This window comes from Anianabacter salinae (assembly GCF_019061145.1).
Taxonomy (GTDB): Bacteria; Pseudomonadota; Alphaproteobacteria; order Rhodobacterales; family Rhodobacteraceae; genus Anianibacter; species Anianibacter salinarum.
Genome location: NZ_JAHQZS010000006.1, coordinates 1 through 14,087 on the forward strand (window position 1 = coordinate 1; position 14,087 = coordinate 14,087).

Here is a 14,087-nt window from a genome sequence, read left to right on the forward strand (position 1 = left end):
AAATCTTCCGCGATCTCGCGCCGTGTCCGACCGCTGGTCAGTGCCAGCCTGACCGCTTCGCGCCGAAACTCTGGCGTAGGTCTGTTTCCGTTTCCCATTGAACACCTCCTGGTTCCTCAGTTGGTGCTCTCCACATTTCCCGGGCAAGTCCACCAAGGCGCAGCTGCTCATCCTGGATGACTGGGGGCCGGACCGGCTCACCGCCACGCAGCGCCGCGATCTGATGGAGATCGTTGAAGAACGGTATGGCCGCGGCTCGACGATGATCACCAGCCAGTTGCCCATCACGGCATGGCATGACGTGATCGGAGAACCGACCTTCGCCGACGCCATCCTCGATCGCATCGTTCATAACGCTTACCGCCTCGAGCTGGAGGGCGCGTCCATGCGCAAAACCATCGCCAAGACGGATGACGAAATGCCTCAAAGCTGATACCCGAAACACGCTGCCTCACGGCAACGCGTCACTGGTGGCCGGATAAAATCGGAACAGGTGGCCGGATGTGATCGGAATGGGTGGCCGGATGTTCCGGAATACGCATCCTCCTCCGCCGTATCCATGAGCGTGGCAAGTTTCGGCAGCTTGGGCCGCATCTGGTCCGCTACGAGCCACTACTGGGTCTTGGCTCCGGCAGCTAGGGCTACTGCGTCAAATCGGCTGGGCATGCCGTCGATCTGTTGAACCGACACGGCTCGTGCAGAACATCCCCGATGTGGCGAGGCGGCGGCGGGATAGGGACGCACGGCGCCCCTAGTTTGTGCGGTCTTCGGTGCGGTCGGCATCGGCCTGCTCGGCGGCCCAGACGCCTGCCGCCTCGACAGCAACCGCCGACGTGGTGGGAAGGACGCCGAGATAACTATCGGTGTCCTGTGCGGGCGCGCTGGCGCGCTGGGTCATCCGGTAAAGCGCGTAAAGACTTAGGCTTCCGAAAGTGACGCCAAGGACAAGCCAGAAGGCGAACGGTCCGATGCCCTGCATAGCCCAGCCGGTCATCAGCGGGCCAAGGATCGCCCCCAGCCCGAAGGTGAATACCAGCCCCCCAGATGCGGCTGGCATGTCCTCGGAGGGCAGGAAATCGTTGGTGTAGGCCAGCAGTAACGCATACAGCGGCGTCGTCACACCGCCCGCAAGGAAGGCTGCAGCCATCAAGAGCAACTGGCTGCCGCCGTCCTGCGGTAACGGCCCGCCAAGCCCCACAATCCATCCAAAGGTGCAGGCCGCCGCCCCGATCAGGGCCGAGCCGAAGATCAGCCGACGCCGGTCGATCCGGTCGGACAGCCAGCCGATCGGGTATTGCAGCAGCAAGGCACCCGCGAAGAGCATCGCGACAAACAGCGCGATCTGCGATGTCGTCATCCCGATCTGGCTTCCGAAAACGGCACCCATGCCGGACTGGGTGGCATAGACGCTGCCCAGAAGGAAAATGCCCACCGTGCCCAGTGGCGAGCCGACGAAGAGCTTGCGCAGCGACATAGGCTGCGCGACCTCGACCGGCGGCACCGGCGTTGCCGACAACAGGATGGGCGCAAAGGAAATCGAAACAAGGATCGAGGCCCCGATGAAAAGCGCCGATGTCGTCGGATCGCCAAGCGTCAATAGACCCTGCGCCCCGATGATCCCCAGCGTCTGCGCGATCATGTAGGCCGACAGAACCTTGCCGCGGGTGGCGTTGGTGGCCGCGTTGTTCAGCCAGCTTTCGGCGGCAACGTAGATGCCGGACATGCAAAAGCCCACGAGGACGCGCAGCACGGTCCAGGCCCAGGGCTCGGCCAGAAGGGGAAAGGCGATCAGTCCCGCTGACATGAAACTGCCCAGCGCCGCGAAGACACGGACATGACCGACGCGCCGGATCAGCAACGGCGTCAGGCGCGCGCCGGACAGGAAACCGAGGAAGTAACCCGAGGTGACGACGGCCAGCTCCGATGCCGAGAAGTTCTCAATCCCGCCGCGCAGGCCGATCAGGGTGAAATGCATGCCATTTCCGAGCATGATCAGGAATATCCCGATCAAGAGGGCACCCACACCGGACGACGTGTTCTGCATCTGATGGCCCTTCGCACGGTCTAGGTGACGTTGCGGCGGTCCTGTCACGACATGGTCCTTGCCGTCATCGCCGCAGCGCCACAATCACGGTCCTTTGCGACATGGGCATCTGGCCAAGTCGCAATCGGGTCTTTGCAAAGGCCGCAACCGACCGGCCAAATAATTGTTTTTAATTGATTAAACCACCTTTGCAAAAGGGCGGTTATGATTCCTTGATCAACCTGATACCATCGCAGGCATGACGGAAACCTTACACAATCTGCTGGGGCAGGAAGATCCCGCTTCCCTGCCGCAGATCGAACGCGCGCTCGCCTCGCAGGACGAGCTGTCCCAGGATCAGGAGGCGGTGCTCAGCGCCCTGATCTGGCGACGATGCACCCAAGGATCGGCCGGGCTTCTCGGCAGCGTCCTTCAACGTGACTGTGCGCAACGCATCGAAGAGATGCCCACGCATCTGGAAGCGGTTGGGGCATCGGATGCGGCCGCGGCGACACAGGAACTGGTCGATGCCATCCCGCTGGACGATGACCGGATCAAGGCAGGGCTCGTGGACTGGATCGACACCCAGACCGACGTGGTGCGAAAGGCCCGGGAGCTTGGCACTGGCCTAGAGGATATCGACCGCGCGATCTGGGAGTTCATGAAGGACCCCACAACCGAAATCCCAGACTTGCCGATTTCTACTCGCGCTCAGATCCTGCTGGCCAAGCTTCGAGCGTTCTTCAGCCCCGGAACCGCCGAAACGTCCTAGCCAGCCGAGTGCAGAGCATCGGACAAAGGTAGAGCACATCGAGTTTCTACCACTATAGGAGAGCGACGGCTGAACGCTTCACTGCGATGACGGGAACTGCCTCACCGCAGCCGCGGCAGCAGCGATTAATTCAAATTACGTTGCTCAACGCAAATTGGAAGACACCTTACAAGACTTCAGTCAGGCCGGATTGAAAATCCTCGTGTCGGTGGTTCGATTCCGCCCCCGGGCACCACTATTTCAGCTGCTCTGGTTGAGTTTGGACCCGGCGCGGTTTTGCGTTGGGCAACGCCGATCTCGCGGCTTATGGCCGCTTCACTGTGATCTTCCTTTTGTTCGAGCGGGAAGGCATGGACAGGCTGCTCTAGGCGAACTGCGCTCGTATTTTTTGCTATCCCCTGGGCGGGGAAGTGGAAGTCCGGTGCGTTTCCGAGAATTGCACGCTGATCTCAATTAGTCGACGTTCGCGGTCTATCTAGGGCAGGATAGTCTCTACGGCTTTCGGCTCCTGAAAGAGATCTAGCGTCGACTGTAGAGCGTCAACCACCTTGGCCTTGACCGACAACCACCTTGGCCGGTTTTCAGCCGCCGGAGTTGGTGTGTCGTTCGCTATTCTGTCTCAGGTCTCTCCTTGGTTCTGGTTGTCGTTGTTGGTTGTCGCGGGTGCTTCGACCTGAGCCCTCTTGTTGGAGGCAGTCGCACGCTGAGGGAAGCTTGCGGCATTCATCTCGAGGATGGTTGCGTGGTGGACCAGACGGTCGATGGCCGCGACGGTCATCGCTTTGTCCGGGAAGATCTGGTCCCAGCCGCTGAAGGGCTGGTTGGCAGCGATGGCGATGCTGCGGTATTCGTAGCGACTGGCGACCAGCTCGAAGAGCACGCCCGTTTCGGCCTGGTCCTTGTGGGCGTAGGTGATGTCGTCGAGGATGATCAGGTCGAACTTGTGGAGTTTGGCGAGTGCGGCTTCAAGGGCGAGATCGCAACGGGCGGCCTGGAGCCTCTGCACCAGATCGCTGGTGCGGGTATACAACACGCGGTATCCCGCCTCGACGAGGGCGAGGCCGACGGCACAGAGAATGTGCGTCTTGCCGGTGCCGGAGTTGCCAATGGCGATCAGATTGCCGCCACCCTCCAGCCGGTCGCCGGCCGCCAGAGCCTCCACCCGGGCACGCGGCAGGGTCGGCAGGGCCTTGAAGTCGAACGTTGCCAGCGTCTTGCCCGCCGGCAGCTGCGCCTCGTTCAGGTGGCGCCGGATGCGACGCATGTCCCGCTCGGCCAGCTCATATTCCGCCAACACGGCGAGGAAACGGGCGGCGGGCTGACCTTCGGTATCGGCGCGGGTGGCGATCTCGGCCCAGAGTTTGTGGAAGCTGGGCAGGCGCAGCGCGGTCAGCATGCCGGGCAGCGTGTGGATATTGACCTCGCGGGCGGTCATGCGCGGGCCCCCAGCAGAGCGTCGAAGCTGTCGAGCGACGGATGTGCGACGGCGACATTCCTCGGCAGCGCCGTCGGCATCGGGCTCAGTCGGGATGCCAGCAGGTCAGGATCCGGCACCCGACCAGCGGCGGGATCGTCCGCGAGGAGATGCGCAAGCTCGGCCTCGCAGGTCTGGTCGTGGGCGATGAACAGCAGATCGACCATTCGGCGGCAGGCCTCGCGGCGCGGCAGGTCGCGTTGCAAAACCTTCCAGGCCTCAGCGTATTCGGTCCGCGGGAACAGGCTGTCGCGGTAGATCGAAGTCCACAGGGCTTGCGGTTTACGCCGCAGGGCATTGACCACGTGGTGGTAGTTGATGACATGCACGCGGTGGCCATCAACGCGGCCACGGGCGCGGAGGTGGCTGACGACCAGGGTGCTGCCGAGCAATGCCTCCTCAAGGCGGTCGTCGTAGAGGTGGACCCGCAGACGCTGCCCGATCAGTTGCGATGGCGTGCTGTAGAAGATGCTCTTGACCAGAAAGCCGCCCGTCCGCGCGACCGGCACCACGATCTCGGTGAAGTCTGTCGTGCGACGGGGCGGCAGGGGTTTCGGATGGGCCCGTTCCGCCTGAACCGCGGCCGCCCGTTGCCGGTTACGCCGTGCCACCAGGAAGTCGACGAAGCGCCGGTAGTCCTCGATGCAGGCAAAGTCGCGGCTGCCGCGCAGGATCAGCGCCTGTTCGATCGCCTTCTTGAGATGCCGGTGCTGGGATTCCACCGCGGCGTTCTCATGGGCCTCGCCGCGGTTGTTGCGGCTGGCGTCCATGCCGAAATGGCCGACGAAGGCACTGTATCGCCTGGTCATGTCTTCGCGCTCGTCGGCGGTCAGGTTGCGGAAAGCTGCCGAGAGACTGTCGGTGCGATGGTTTTGCGGTGCACCGCCTAGCGACCAGAGGGCCTGCTGCAGGTTCTCGGCCAGCGCCGTGAAGCTTTCCCCGCCCAGAACCACGCCGACGTGCTCCCAGCGGCTGTAAACCATGACGAAGTGGTAGAGCAGGTGCGGGAACGGCTGGCCCGCGATCGTCACCTCCAGCTCCTCGGCATGGGTGAAGTCGGACTGGGCCATGTATCCCGGTTCCGGCGTCTGGCGGAAGATGCTGTCGCGCTCGGGATTGTTCAGCGCCCGCCACTGTCGGACGCGCCGTTCCAGCGTTCGCCGGATGCGATCATCAGGGAAAGCCAGCGGATGTTCGCTCTGAAGATGGCGCAACAGGGTGACGGCCTGCAGCGCGCTGTCCTTCTCCAGCAACGGCAGGAGGTCGTTCTGCCAATAAACTTGAAGGGGATCTGCCGCCGTGCGCCCGTGAACGATCTTGCGGTTCGAAGGCAGCGTCGGATCGGCATCGAACCGTCGCGCGGTCCGTTCGCTGAACCCGGCACGGGCGGCCGCTGTGCGCTGGCTGTGGTCTTGGAGGTCGGTCAGGTACAATCTCAATTGCTGGTCGGTGATGGGTTTGTAGGCCAACCCGGATCCTCCATTTGACGGCAGAGGAACCCGGCTTACCAACCCGCAGCGACCAGCACCTTCCTTGACATCACTCAGGCCAGTAGGGCTGCCCTCCAGACGGGCATGCCCATCTTCCGTTCAGCCCCACCGGCCAAGGTGGTTGTCGGCACCGGCCATGGTGGTTTTCGCTCAACACAAGATCATGGTCAGCCTGCGTGCACCGCTGCCCGGGCCTGCAGAACTACGCCAACATCTACAACCGCATCTACGTGCCGATGATGCGCGATCTCGGTCTCGTGGATGGCGAGGGAAATTGCCTGTTCACGATCCACAGCCTGCGCCACGCTGCGGCGTCCCTCTTCATCGAACAAGGCTGGAACCCGAAGAAGATCCAGACGCTGCTCGGGCACGCGAACATAACCATGACGATGGACTGCTACGGTCATCTGTTCGAGGACCCCGAGAAGGACGTCGCCATGTTCGAGAAGCTCGAGCAGGACTTCAGGGCGGCGTGAGAAGGCCTTGCGACAACACTTGCGCGAATGCGACCGGGCTCCCGGAGCTCTGGCCGGTCGTGTGTAGCGCTATACTTTCACAAGCTGCACTTGATCCGCCAATCAGCCGACGGTCTGGTCGGTATTCGCTCTCCTGCCTTCGACGGAAGGCCGCACGCGACGAGGACTTGATCAACCATGGACCAGCAGGGCCCTGTATCGGCCATGCAGATCGCTCAGGTGCGGGCCAGTCTTGGCGCCTACGATGGCCGGTCACCGTCCGCCCTTGCGGAATTGGCAGTGCGGTTCCACAACGAGCCCGGGTTCCTCGATTGCATCGTCGACCTCGCAGCAAGTGAGGAAGAAAGGGTATCCGAAGGCGCCACTTGGATCTTGAAGTCGGCGTTGGAGGCCGGCGGCAGCCTGGATGCAGCGCGCACCGAACGCCTGATTGCCTCGCTGGACAAGGTGACGGCATGGCAGGCAAGGCTGCACGTTTGTCAGATCGTGCGGCGGCTGGAGGTGCCTGGGGTCGACGAAGATCGGCTGCGGGCGTGGCTGCTGGACAGGCTTGGCGCCGAGCGGCCGTTTCTGCGGGCTTGGGCGCTGGATGCCCTGTGCAGTCTGGCGGGAACGGCTGACGACTCTTTGCTTGAAAAGATGGCAGAGGATCCCGCCGCGTCGGTACGGGCCCGCGTCCGCAATCTGCGAAAGGACTTTGAGCGACGCAGACCGAAAGACAGGTCGTAGAAGACTCGCGTCGGGACTGGCCATGAAACGGAATCCTCGGGAATAATGCTTCGACCTCGATCGGGTTTGATGCAGGCTTGGCAGGGTCGCTACGCGGGTGCTGAACAGTGAGGTCGATCATGGGCGGGCGGTGTATCTCGGCGCATCAGGCACCACGGCAGCCGCCCCGATTTTGCATGCACGCCTTGTGGCGCGGCGGTGCGGCGGCGGCCCTTTGGCTCGCGGCGTTGGCCATCTTGTCCGGCGCGGGGCTGGCATGCGCTGCCTCCGTCGACTCCGAAGCGATCGATAGCCATGTCCGGCGAATGCTCGAAACCAACCATGTGCCCGGCGCGGCCGTCGTCATCGTGGACAAGGATGAGGTTCTTTTTCTCGGCGGCTATGGCGTGGACGCACAAGGGACCATTGTGACGGATCGCAAGCCCTTTCGTCTGGGATCGATGAGCAAGGCCTTCACCGCTCTCGTCACCATGCGCCTGGTGGAACAGGGCACTATCACGCTGGATGCGCAGGTGTCATCGCTCTTGCCAGATCTTGCAAAACTGGGTCAGAGCGGTGCAACTCTCGCCGACTTATTGCACCACACCAGCGGCCTGCCGACGCGCACGCCTCAGGCGGGCCCTTCGGATCCGCTTTCGAAGCATGTCGATGCCCTTGTCGATGTCAGCCTCGTCGCGCCGCCCGGAACGCGCCACATCTACTCGAGCGCGAATTATCTTGTCGCCGCGCGGATGCTCGAACGTGCGTCCGGGGCGAGGTTCTCTGACTTGCTGGCGCGTGAGGTCAGCGCCCCGCTCGGGTTGGGCGCGCAGTCAGGCACGGCCGGCCACCGCTACTGGACGATCTGGCCAATCGCCCACCGCCCGGGGGAAGAACAGGGCCGCCTCGCGACGGCCTCCGTCACAGCCAGCGCGCAGGATATGGCTCAATTCCTCAGGTTCCAGCTCGGTGACGGGCGCTGGACCGGCAAGGTTCTGCTAAGCACGGCCGGGATGCGGAGAATGCACGATGGCGCGGTGGACGGCGGCGGGTTTCGCTATGCGCTTGGCTGGCGAGAAGGAACCTTGCGCGGGGCAAGGGCCATCCATCACGGCGGCGTGCTCCCCGAACATCAGGGCATGATGATCCTCTTGCCGGACCAAGGCATCGGGATCGCCGTCTTGCTGAACGCGTCCTCGACCTTGCCACTGCCGACGCGTCCGACCAGCCACAGGCTGGCTGCAGACACCGCAGGACTCATCCTCGGATCGGAGCCGCTTTCGTTCTGGGTGTCGTTCCGGGCCTGGCTCATGGTGCTTTGGACCGGCCTGGCCGCGCTATTGCTGCACCACGGCTATTCCACCATGCGCATCCTGTCGGGACGCGACCCCGCAGAGCGCCCCCTGCGCGCGACCTCAGCGGATGTTGCGATAATTCTGGCACTGATCATCGGGCTGCCCGCATATCTTGGTCTTTCCTTGCCGCAGTTCGCGCGTCAGGCGCCCGATATCGCAATCTGGATCGGCGTTATGTTCGCCTTGACGGCGGTGGGCGGCCTGATCCGGATCCGCCGGTGGCGCAGGACGTAGATCAGTCAGGTTGAAGACCCTGCGCCGCATCGGGACGAATCCAAGAGGTCAAAGCTGCTTGGCAGAGGCACAGGCGGTCGGGGGGGCATCGGAGAACGCAGCGAGACACGCCGCGCTCATTGGCACCACCGCCAGCATCGCCAAACCGCAGAACTACGCCAACTTCCAAAACCGCGTCTATCTGCCGATGATGCGCGATCCCGGGCTCGCCGCCGGTGACTGAAAGTGCCTGATCACGATCAACAGTCTGCGACACGCAGCGGCGTCCCTGTTCATCGAGCAGGGCTGGAATCCGAAGAAGACACAGACGCTACTCGGTCACGCGAACATCACCATGACGATGGACTGCTATGGCCATTTGTTCGAGGACCCCGAGAAGGACGTCGCCATGTTCGAGAAGCTCGAGCAGGACTTCCGGGCGGCTTAGGCTGTTCCAACCTACCTTCAAGATGGCTCCGCATGAACGACGAAACATGCTGTGGCCACTCTTTCGGTGTGGAGGCACGCGTTCAGTGTCTGAATCGAGGTGGGGTCAACGGAAGGCCATCAGCCTTGGTCTTTTGGCTGAGTGAAAATGACACCCAACTCGATCTGCATGTGCGAAAGGCTTCTTTGAGCACAAACTTCATCCGCATGTCATGATTCGTGCTCATAAGAGCATTGAGGGGATGCGAGATGAACAGGCAGTCGACGATTCTTGAAACGGCCCAGGCGCGCGGACGCGTCATGGTGGACGAGTTGGCAGAGGTTCTCTGCGTTTCCAGCCACACCGTTCGTCGCGATATCAATGCGCTGTGTGCACAGGGCAAGCTGCGGCGCCTGCACGGGGGGGCCGAGTTCATCGAAGGCAGTTCGAACTTGCCCTATGCGGCGCGCAGCTCGCTCAATGTCGCGGCCAAGCAGCAGATCGCGGGACGTGTAGCGCAGTTGATCCCCAATGGAGCGACGCTGTTCTTCTCAATCGGAACGACGCCCGCCGTGGTGGCCGCCGCCCTTGCGGAGCGCGAAGGACTGACGGTCATCACCAACAACCTCAACGCCGCGATGGCGCTCTCAGAGGCTCCCGGTGCGCGAATTATCATGCCCGGAGGCGAGTTGCGCCTGCCGGATCGAGACATACTCGGGTCGCAGGCGGTCGATCTGTTCAAGGCCTACCGGGCCGATTTCGCGATCTACGGGGCTGCCGGGATCGACAACGACGGGATGCTGCTCGATTTCCATGCCCCTGAGGTGCGCATTCGTCAGACCGCGCGCGACAATTCCCGCCAAGCCATACTGGTCGTAGACCGTTCGAAATTCGGCCGACACGCTCCCGCTGTCGGCGGATATCTGCACGAGGCTGACCACGTGGTGACCGAGGCGCGCCCGGATGCGCGGTTCTCTGCGCTTCTCGACGCGCTCGACGATCGCCTGATTGTCGTAGGGGACGCATCATGAGCTTTCTCACCCTCGACGGCGTCACCCGGCAATGGAAGGGACAAGGCGGCGTGCAAGGCATCAGCCTCGCTTTGCCCCGCGGCGAATTCCTATCGATCCTTGGACCGTCGGGCTGTGGAAAATCCACGTTGCTGCGTCTGATCGCTGGACTTGAACAGCCACAAGCGGGCCGCATCGTGATCGACGGGCGCGATGTCACTGCCTTGCCGGCCTCGGCGCGCAACTTGTCGATGGTGTTTCAATCCTATGCGCTGTTTCCGCACCTGAGCGTCGCCGAGAACGTGATCTTCGGCCTCAAGGTGCGGCGCGTCGGACGGGCGGAGCGCGAGCAGCGGCTTGCCGAGGTGCTGACGATGACGGGGCTCGATGGGCTGGAACGGCGCAAGCCGTCCGAATTGTCGGGCGGACAGCGACAGCGCGTGGCGCTAGCCCGCGCGGCGGTGGCCGAACGACCGCTATGCCTTATGGATGAGCCGCTCTCGAACCTCGACGCGAGGCTACGTCATTCGGTGCGACGTGACATACGGGATCTGGCGCGCAAGCTGGGGCTGACGGTGGTCTATGTCACCCACGATCAAGGCGAGGCGATGAGCCTGTCGAACACGGTCGTGCTGATGCAGGATGGCCGAGTCGAGCAGGTCGGCACGCCTTCCGACCTCTACTCCCGCCCGGCCACCACCTTTGCCGCGCAATTCATCGGTGAGCCGCCCATGTCGCTGATCGAAGGGCCGGCTCTGGGATATCCCGACGAGGTTACGGTCGGCATCCGGCCTGAGAACGTCCGGCTCGCCGCCGCCGGGGGCGGAGACCTGGACACTGTTGTAGCGGATATCGAGTTTCTTGGTGGCGACACACGGCTGGAGCTCGACCAGTCGGCAGCGCGCGGCCTAGCCGTGATGCTGCCCGGCGCGGCACACATCGGGATCGGCGAGACAGTCGGTGTCACCATCCCAGAGGAGAACCGGCTCCTTTTCAACTCCGTCACCGGAAAGTTGGAAAAGGAGCCGCAACAGAATCCGAAGGCGCGCAATCGCCAAATTCCCGCGCCTGAGGATGGCCAGAAGGCCCCCCCTTCACCGAAAACAGTCAAAGAGGACCTTTGAACATGACCCGTATCGCTGCTGTATCCGCCATCTTGGCGGCCTCCACCGCATTGGTCAATCCGGCCCATGCCGAGATTGAGCTGACCATGTATTATCCGATCGCCGTTGGCGGCCCGCTGACCGAGGTGGTGGACGGGATCGTCGCCAGGTTCGAGGCGCAGAACCCCGACATCTCAGTCAATGCGATCTATGCCGGAAACTACGACGACACCCGGATCAAGGCCTTGGCCGCGCTGGAATCGGGCGAGCCTGCACAGCTTGCCGTGCTGTTCTCGATCGACGCCTACGACCTGATTGAGCAGGACCTGATCGTCCCCTTCGAGTCCGTCATCGAGACCGAAGAGGACAAGGCTTGGCTCGACGGATTTTACCCTGCGCTGATGGCCAACAGCATCATCGAGGGCCAGACCTGGGGCGTGCCGTTCCAGCGCTCGACCATCGTCGCCTACTACAACAAGGACATGTTCCGCGAGGCGGGGCTCGACCCCGAAAAGGCCCCCACCACCTGGGACGAAATGGTCGAGATGGGCAAGGCCCTGACCAATGACGATCACTATGGGATCATGATCCCCTCCACCGGTTATCCCTACTGGATGTTCCAGGCACTGGCGATCCAGAACGGCAAGGAACTGATGTCGAGCGACGGCCTGACCACCAGCTTCGACGACCCGGCCGTTGTCGAGACGCTGGAGTTCTGGCAATCTCTGTCGACCGAGCATGGCATCATGCCCGAGGGCACCGTGGAATGGGGCACGTTGCGCCAGGCGTTTCTCGAAGGCGAGACCGCGATGATGTGGCACTCGACGGGCAACCTAACGGCCGTGAAAGACAGCGCCACGTTCGATTTCGGCGTCTCCGTGCTTCCGGGCAACGCCCGTGCCGGTTCGCCCACGGGTGGCGGCAACTTCTACCTGTTCAAGGAGTCAACCGATGAGGAAAAGCAGGCTGCGCTGGAACTGATCAAGTTCATGACCGCGCCCGAGCAGGCGGCCGAGTGGTCGATCGCCACCGGCTACATGGGCGTGTCGCCCGCTGCCTACGAGACCGAGGCGCTTCAGGCCTATACCGCCCAGTTCCCGCCTGCGCTTGTGGCGCGCGACCAGCTTGAAGATGCGGTGGCCGAATTCTCGACCTTCGAGACGGCGCGGGTGCGCGAGGAGTTGAACAACGCGATCCAGTCAGCGCTTACCGGCGCCAAGAGCCCGCAAGAGGCGCTTGCCGGGGCGCAGGCCGCGGCCGACGCACAGCTGCGCGCCTACCGCTAAGCGCTTTTCCGATCAGTCACGGGTCCGGTTCCATACCGGTCCCGTGATGGAGCTTGCGATGACCGATGCCTTCACTCTGGAACGCCGCCGACGTGCCCTGCACGGATGGTTGTTGCTGTCGCCCGCACTGATCATGCTTGCGACATTTGCCTTCTACCCGTCGCTTGCCACGGTCATCACCTCGCTCTGGTCACGCGGGACCCGACGCAACCCGGCAGAATTCATCGGGCTTGAGAACTATCGCTATCTCTTCGACGATCCGACCTTCTGGCAAGTTGTGAGCAACAACCTGTTCTATGCGGCGGTCACGATCCCCGTGTCGATGGCACTTGCTCTCGTGATGGCGCTCTGGGCGAACGCGCGCATTCCAGCGCGCAGCTTCATCCGCACCGCCTATTTCACGCCCACCGTCTTGCCGATGATCGCGGCGGCGAACCTGTGGCTGTTCTTCTACACCCCGAGTTTCGGCATCCTCAACCAGATCGGCGCGCTGTTCGGCGCGGGCCCGGTCAACTGGCTTGGTCAACCCGACACCGCGCTCTGGGCGATCTGCGTGATGACGATCTGGAAGGAGGCGGGGTTCTTCATGGTCTTCTACCTGGCGGCCCTCCAGACGATCCCGCCCGACCTCCAGGAAGCCGCCGAGATCGAGGGGGCTAGCCGCTGGACCTATACGCGCCGGATCGTGCTCCCGCTTCTGATGCCCACGACGCTGTTTATTCTGGTCAACGCGATGATCAATTCGGTCAAACTGATCGACCACCTGTTCATCCTCACCAAGGGCGGGCCGTCGGACAGCAGCAAGCTGATCCTTTACTACATCTGGGAAAACGCCTTTGCCTTCTTCGACCGGCCATCGGCGGCAGCAATGACAGTGCTGGTGCTGCTGCTGCTCGGGGCGCTGGCCGCCTTCCAGTTTCTTGTGCTGGACCGAAGGGTGCACTACCGATGATCCGGTATCTTGAGCCCGCGGCGGCGCTCTTGCTGGCCCTTCTGTGGATTTCGCCGCTGATCTTTGCCCTCTGGGCGGCGTTCCACAATGTCGGCGACGCGGTCAATTTCCGTCTTGGCGCGCCGCTGACACTCGACAATTTCCGCACCGTCTGGGCGGGGGCGCCGTGGCTGCGCTATTTTTTCAATACCTTCCTGCTGGTCACGCTGATCCTCGCGGGGCAGTTCCTGTTATGCACACTGGCGGGCTATGCCTTTGCCCAGACCGAGTTTCGCGGGCGAGACGCGCTGTTCATCCTTGTGCTGATGCAGCTTTTCATCCTGCCCGAAGTGCTGATCGTAGAAAACTACCGCGTCGCGGCGTCCCTTGGCCTGCTGGACAGCATACTAGGCATCGGCGCGCCCTACATGGCCTCGGCCTTCGGCATCTTCCTGATGCGGCAGGCGTTCAAATCGGTCCCAAAGGAGCTTGAAGAGGCTGCCCGCGTCGAGGGCTGTGGAACGCTGGGCGTTCTCTGGCGGGTCTACGTTCCCGCCGCACGCCCCACCTACCTGGCCTATGCGCTGGTCTCGGTGGCGACACACTGGAACAACTTTCTCTGGCCCCTGATCGTAACCAACTCGCCTTCGACGCGACCCCTGACCGTCGGCCTGTCGCTCTTTGCTGCGCCAGAGAACGGCGTCGATATAGCGGTGATTTCGGCGGCGACAGTCATGGTGATCGCGCCCTTGCTTGTCGGGTTCCTGATCTTCCAGCGCCAGTTTGTCCAAGCCTTCCTCACGGCAGGCGTGAAATGAG

14 protein-coding genes and 1 pseudogene are annotated in these 14,087 nt (G+C 62.8%); 12 read left to right on the forward strand and 3 right to left on the reverse strand.

What is annotated here, in order from left to right:
- Positions 1-154: 154 nt before the first annotated feature.
- Positions 155-433: pseudogene (locus KTJ87_RS15350) on the forward strand (ATP-binding protein); the annotation flags it as partial.
- Between the two features lie 318 nt (positions 434-751).
- On the opposite strand, the gene KTJ87_RS15355 reads toward KTJ87_RS15350, so the two are convergent.
- The gene (locus KTJ87_RS15355) at positions 752-2,044 is read right to left on the reverse strand and encodes an MFS transporter (protein WP_323371848.1); all 1,293 of its coding nucleotides are present in this window, start codon (positions 2,042-2,044) and stop codon (positions 752-754) included.
- Between the two features lie 238 nt (positions 2,045-2,282).
- Here KTJ87_RS15355 and KTJ87_RS15360 point away from each other — a divergent pair, with 238 nt between their 5' ends.
- Complete coding sequence (locus tag KTJ87_RS15360; protein WP_267140032.1) at positions 2,283-2,795, forward strand: hypothetical protein; 513 nt, start codon at positions 2,283-2,285, stop codon at positions 2,793-2,795.
- Positions 2,796-3,414: 619 nt separating this feature from the next.
- Here KTJ87_RS15360 and istB read toward each other — a convergent pair.
- Together istB and istA are read right to left on the reverse strand one after the other, a co-directional pair.
- Positions 3,415-4,230, reverse strand: a complete 816-nt coding sequence (gene istB, locus KTJ87_RS15365) for an IS21-like element helper ATPase IstB (RefSeq protein ID WP_267140033.1) — start codon at positions 4,228-4,230, stop codon at positions 3,415-3,417.
- Positions 4,227-5,738 (reverse strand): IS21 family transposase, encoded by a 1,512-nt coding sequence (gene istA, locus KTJ87_RS15370; RefSeq protein WP_267140034.1) that lies wholly within the window; start codon positions 5,736-5,738, stop codon positions 4,227-4,229. Before istA ends, istB begins: the two co-directional genes overlap by 4 nt.
- 197 nt (positions 5,739-5,935) lie before the next feature.
- On the opposite strand from istA, the gene KTJ87_RS15375 reads away from it, so the two are divergent.
- The 10 genes from KTJ87_RS15375 (at position 5,936) to KTJ87_RS15420 (ending at position 14,086) form a co-directional block, all read left to right on the forward strand.
- A complete protein-coding gene (locus KTJ87_RS15375; RefSeq protein WP_267140035.1) occupies positions 5,936-6,235 on the forward strand; it encodes a tyrosine-type recombinase/integrase in 300 nt (99 codons plus the stop codon).
- A gap of 177 nt (positions 6,236-6,412) precedes the next feature.
- On the forward strand, positions 6,413-6,964 hold the full coding sequence (locus KTJ87_RS15380; protein WP_267140036.1) for a hypothetical protein: 552 nt from the start codon (positions 6,413-6,415) through the stop codon (positions 6,962-6,964).
- A 176-nt stretch (positions 6,965-7,140) separates the two neighbouring features.
- Positions 7,141-8,532 (forward strand): serine hydrolase domain-containing protein, encoded by a 1,392-nt coding sequence (locus KTJ87_RS15385; RefSeq protein ID WP_267140037.1) that lies wholly within the window; start codon positions 7,141-7,143, stop codon positions 8,530-8,532.
- Positions 8,533-8,590: 58 nt separating this feature from the next.
- Positions 8,591-8,755, forward strand: coding sequence for a hypothetical protein (locus tag KTJ87_RS15390; protein WP_267140038.1), 165 nt, complete (start codon positions 8,591-8,593; stop codon positions 8,753-8,755).
- Positions 8,756-8,779: 24 nt separating this feature from the next.
- A complete protein-coding gene (locus KTJ87_RS15395) occupies positions 8,780-8,959 on the forward strand; it encodes a tyrosine-type recombinase/integrase (RefSeq protein ID WP_323371852.1) in 180 nt (59 codons plus the stop codon).
- 248 nt (positions 8,960-9,207) lie between these two features.
- On the forward strand, positions 9,208-9,969 hold the full coding sequence (locus KTJ87_RS15400) for a DeoR/GlpR family DNA-binding transcription regulator (RefSeq protein WP_267140039.1): 762 nt from the start codon (positions 9,208-9,210) through the stop codon (positions 9,967-9,969).
- On the forward strand, positions 9,966-11,072 hold the full coding sequence (locus KTJ87_RS15405; RefSeq protein WP_267140040.1) for an ABC transporter ATP-binding protein: 1,107 nt from the start codon (positions 9,966-9,968) through the stop codon (positions 11,070-11,072). The genes KTJ87_RS15400 and KTJ87_RS15405 overlap by 4 nt, the downstream gene beginning before the upstream one ends.
- A 2-nt stretch (positions 11,073-11,074) precedes the next feature.
- Complete coding sequence (locus KTJ87_RS15410; protein ID WP_267140041.1) at positions 11,075-12,337, forward strand: ABC transporter substrate-binding protein; 1,263 nt, start codon at positions 11,075-11,077, stop codon at positions 12,335-12,337.
- Between the two features lie 58 nt (positions 12,338-12,395).
- Positions 12,396-13,289: a carbohydrate ABC transporter permease gene (locus KTJ87_RS15415; protein ID WP_267140042.1), complete on the forward strand. Its 894-nt coding sequence runs from the start codon at positions 12,396-12,398 to the stop codon at positions 13,287-13,289.
- On the forward strand, positions 13,286-14,086 hold the full coding sequence (locus KTJ87_RS15420; protein ID WP_267140043.1) for a carbohydrate ABC transporter permease: 801 nt from the start codon (positions 13,286-13,288) through the stop codon (positions 14,084-14,086). Before KTJ87_RS15415 ends, KTJ87_RS15420 begins: the two co-directional genes overlap by 4 nt.
- Position 14,087: the final 1 nt, after the last annotated feature.

What these genes read in the sequence shown, in the direction of transcription:
- KTJ87_RS15355 (WP_323371848.1), bottom strand. Translation starts at nt 2,044, where the DNA reads ATGCAGAACACGTCGTCCGGTGTGGGTGCCCTCTTGATCGGGATATTC.
- KTJ87_RS15385 (WP_267140037.1), top strand. Translation starts at nt 7,141, where the DNA reads ATGCACGCCTTGTGGCGCGGCGGTGCGGCGGCGGCCCTTTGGCTCGCG.
- KTJ87_RS15400 (WP_267140039.1), top strand. Translation starts at nt 9,208, where the DNA reads ATGAACAGGCAGTCGACGATTCTTGAAACGGCCCAGGCGCGCGGACGC.
- KTJ87_RS15405 (WP_267140040.1), top strand. Translation starts at nt 9,966, where the DNA reads ATGAGCTTTCTCACCCTCGACGGCGTCACCCGGCAATGGAAGGGACAA.
- istB (WP_267140033.1), bottom strand. Translation starts at nt 4,230, where the DNA reads ATGACCGCCCGCGAGGTCAATATCCACACGCTGCCCGGCATGCTGACC.
- KTJ87_RS15410 (WP_267140041.1), top strand. Translation starts at nt 11,075, where the DNA reads ATGACCCGTATCGCTGCTGTATCCGCCATCTTGGCGGCCTCCACCGCA.
- KTJ87_RS15420 (WP_267140043.1), top strand. Translation starts at nt 13,286, where the DNA reads ATGATCCGGTATCTTGAGCCCGCGGCGGCGCTCTTGCTGGCCCTTCTG.
- KTJ87_RS15415 (WP_267140042.1), top strand. Translation starts at nt 12,396, where the DNA reads ATGACCGATGCCTTCACTCTGGAACGCCGCCGACGTGCCCTGCACGGA.
- KTJ87_RS15380 (WP_267140036.1), top strand. Translation starts at nt 6,413, where the DNA reads ATGGACCAGCAGGGCCCTGTATCGGCCATGCAGATCGCTCAGGTGCGG.
- KTJ87_RS15360 (WP_267140032.1), top strand. Translation starts at nt 2,283, where the DNA reads ATGACGGAAACCTTACACAATCTGCTGGGGCAGGAAGATCCCGCTTCC.